This window comes from Providencia sp. PROV033, assembly GCF_028484855.1.
Taxonomy (GTDB): domain Bacteria; phylum Pseudomonadota; class Gammaproteobacteria; order Enterobacterales; family Enterobacteriaceae; genus Providencia; species Providencia alcalifaciens.
The window spans coordinates 1-3,645 of sequence record NZ_JAMPSW010000168.1; the positions used below are offsets into that span (position 1 = coordinate 1).

General features: G+C 37.2%; 4 protein-coding genes. 3 read left to right on the forward strand and 1 reads right to left on the reverse strand.

The genetic code is table 11. The annotated features are described in order from the left end of the window. Positions 1 to 184, reverse strand: a 184-nt coding sequence (locus PSF16_RS16890) for a hypothetical protein (protein ID WP_442959260.1), incomplete at its 3' end; no start/stop codon positions are given. A gap of 750 nt (positions 185 to 934) precedes the next feature. Between PSF16_RS16890 and PSF16_RS16895 the strand changes: the two genes are divergently transcribed. The 3 genes from PSF16_RS16895 to PSF16_RS16905 form a co-directional block, all read left to right on the forward strand. After that, positions 935 to 1,726, forward strand: coding sequence for an endonuclease/exonuclease/phosphatase family protein (locus PSF16_RS16895; RefSeq protein ID WP_006661009.1), 792 nt, complete (start codon positions 935 to 937; stop codon positions 1,724 to 1,726). Between the two features lie 80 nt (positions 1,727 to 1,806). Then, positions 1,807 to 2,376, forward strand: coding sequence for a DUF1287 domain-containing protein (locus PSF16_RS16900; RefSeq protein WP_272689751.1), 570 nt, complete (start codon positions 1,807 to 1,809; stop codon positions 2,374 to 2,376). Between the two features lie 242 nt (positions 2,377 to 2,618). Beyond that, positions 2,619 to 3,645 (forward strand): NAD(P)/FAD-dependent oxidoreductase (locus tag PSF16_RS16905; protein ID WP_272689752.1); only part of this gene is annotated, 1,027 nt, incomplete at its 3' end.

Below are 3,645 nucleotides of genomic sequence, written 5' to 3' on the forward strand. Positions count from 1 at the left end.
TATTCACCGATATCGCATCATAACCACGATTTCTTATTTCGTATGGCACACTAGCCGGATTTTGAATGTAGAATCTGCGCTGAGCGCAAAAAATGGTACTAACCTCCCTCCCTCCATGATCATCGCTACTCCCTTGTTTAACGGGGCATATCAACTTTTTCAGCATCAGATTCAGTACTTTCAAGGGAGGTATCTCCTGAAGGCTAGCTATTGTCGTCGTCATGACAAAAACATTTTCTTCATATAAGAGAATTGAGAGTCTACTGTTTGTACTGAATGCGATGATGGGCGAAGTGGAGCTTCACTGATACTGATTTATCCCAATGTCATAACCTAGATTGTTTTGATTGATTCGATCGAAATGGCTTTTGTGTGAGTTAGAATTTCAATAAAGTGCGGATAACTGGCGTATTTTTTTAACGTTACCCATCACCACCATGAACTGTGGGACTCACTGACATCTTATCATCATCGCTACCTCTTGTTTAATAAGGTCTCAACATTGGAGTCAATTTTGTTCCTGTCTGCTCTGACCGTTAGAAGATTATCAATGTAAAATAATCTCTGTAGTTACTTCCTACCTCGTAAATAACATAAAATTCTCCTTTGAACGTTCTAACGCACTCAAACACTGCCTCTATTTAAGTGATTTAAGTGTAAAAAATCTGAGTCCTTTTAGGTATTACGCCGTAATCAAAATTCTGAATGTTTTTCTACACTAAACTATTATTTAGCAGTCATATCATGGTGAAATGGTAGCAAATTCGAAAAAATAGAGAGGGCAGAAGAAAAAAGTCACAAAAAGGAATAATAAGTTCCTTAAGATTACCCGTGAGATATTTGATATACTGAATTCGTGTTTATCAGACCAATGCTAAACTAGTAGAGTTTACATCAATCGCTGTGGTTATTAATTTTGTAGGGAATCCGGTAAGTGGCTAAAAGAACCTATTCTGTTCGGTACATTGCAGGTGAACCTGCAAAACGTATTCAGCCTATGCCAATTCATATGCTTGGAGATTCACTTCCTATTGGTCTCCCACTCTTTCCTGCGGGCGAAACATTAGATGTAGTGACGTGGAACATCTATAAACAGCAGCGACCTAACTGGAAATCCACGTTGGCGGAACTTGTCAAAGAAAAAAAATTGTTATTGCTTCAAGAAGCGCAAATGTCTCCAGAGTTAGTCTCGTTCGCTGCTCATCATCAATTAATTGCTGACCAAGTTCCTGCATTACCTTTTTCTCCTCATCCCTCTGGCGTGATGACTCTCGCGACAGCTCACCCGATTTATTGTTGTCCTTTACGAGAAAAAGAGCCGTTATTACGCTTAGCAAAATCAGCGTTAATCACGGTTTATCCATTGCCTAATGGCAAACATCTCATGGTCGTAAATGTGCATGCAATTAACTTTAGCTTTGGGGTGGATGTTTATACTAAGCAGCTGGGCAAATTGGGTTCTCATATTAGTAAACATGTGGGACCTGTTATTTTAGCGGGGGATTTTAATGCTTGGAGCCGTCAACGAGTGAATGCATTGAAGCGTTTTATTCGCTCTGTAGGACTCAAAGAAGTTCTCTTTGATGTCGATCTACGCACAAAAGCGTTTGGTCGCCCATTAGATTTTATGTTTTACCGTGGTTTAAAATTGAAGGAAAGCCGTGTATTACAGACGGATGCCTCTGACCATAATCCTATCATCACGCAATTTAAATTAACTAAATAGCCCCTTTTAAGACTATCCCACCTTATTTATCCCTGTAATTATTGTAGATTTTACGCTCAATTTTATGGGGGAATACTGCATTGAAACAATTACTACCCTTGCTCTTACTGTGTTGCATACCCTATGCATTAGGGAAAAATAATCTTGAACTAGCAAAGAAGGCAGAACAGTTGCCCCGTTTAGTTATGTATGATTCATCATATCGACAAATAGATTATCCCAATGGTGATATACCTAGTCATTATGGCGTTTGTTCTGATGTTGTGATCCGCAGTTACCGTCAATTAGGTATCGATCTTCAGAAACGCCTTCATGGAGATATAAAGAAAAACTTTAGCCAATATCCGAGCCAAAAAATATGGGGACTTAGTAAGCCTGACGCCAATATTGATCATCGGCGAGTCCCTAACTTGGAAACCTTTTTTACACGAAAAGGTACCGTTATGCCGATCACATTAAAAGGGGAGGATTATCGACCTGGTGATATTGTTTCGTGGCGTTTAGATAATGGTCGCCCACATATTGGAATTGTGACATCCATCAAAGCATCGAATAGTCAATCTTACTTAGTGATGCATAACATTGGGTATGGTCAAGTGGCTGAGGATGTTTTATTTAAATGGAAGATAGTCGGACATTATTCATATTAATATTTTTATTTCAAAGAGTTACGGAAGCTATCTAGGGGAGGATTGTGGGCAATTTAATGTTTATTTACCGGATAAAATACTTTAATATCTGAAAGTGATTAGTTTTTCTTGTTGATTATTGAATTATATGCAATTTATTGTATTGGTTGTTATCGGCATTAAACTATATTTACTAAGTGTAAAGCACAGAGATGATCAGGATATATTTATCGGGTTGTTTTATTTCTTAAGGATTTTACATCATGAAAAATATAGTTATTGTGGGTGGTGGTACTGGCGGTACCATGTTAGCTAATATTTTGGCAAGAAAACTTAATAAAGACATTTTTTCTCAAAAAATAAAAATAACATTAATTACCGATAATCCCATTCATTATTATAAACCTGCATTTATGTATGTGGCTTTTAATATGTTTTTTAAGGACGAATTGAGTCGTCCTGAGCGTGAATTATTAAGACCGGAAATTGAATTAGTTATTGATAAAATTGATTCCTTCGATTTTAAAAATAAAGAGTTATACTCGAGAAATAATAAAAAATACCATTATGATTATTTGGTTGTAGCAACGGGATGTATCCCTAGACCTGAGCGTATTGAAGGTCTAAAAGAAATGGGAAATCATTTTTATGCTTATGATGCATCTCGTAAATTAGCTGATCAATTATCTAAGATTGAAAAAGGGCGTATTTTTATTACTGTTTCATTCCCTGAGACGCCTAATGTTCCCCATCAGTGTGGAATTGCACCGATGGAAACAACTTTAATGATTGATGAATATTTACGAAAACGTCGAGTTAGGGATAATATTGAAATTGTTTATACTTATCCAACGGTTTCACAATTACTGCGTAATTGTTTATTCATGCAACAACCTGTTTGTGAAGTTATTCCCGAAATATTTGTCACGAAAAATATTAAAGCGCAACGAGGGTTTACCTTAGCTAAAGTTGATCCAGATAAGAAATTAGCGTACTCCAAAGAAGGGGATGAACAGCCTTTTGATTTATTAATTAGTACGCCGCCAATTACTGCGGTAGAGGCTGTTGTGAATACAGGATTAAGTGAGCATAACAACGGTGAAGGTTGGTTACCAACAGACCATGAAACGATGCAAGTTTATGGTGTAGAAGGCGTTTATGTCATTGGCGATACGGTTGACTTACCAATTAGTAAAGCAGGGGGAAGTTGCCATAACCAAGCCGCAATTATCGCAGACAATATTTGCGGTGAATTAATCTACGGATACCCTGCTGCAATTTATGATGGAC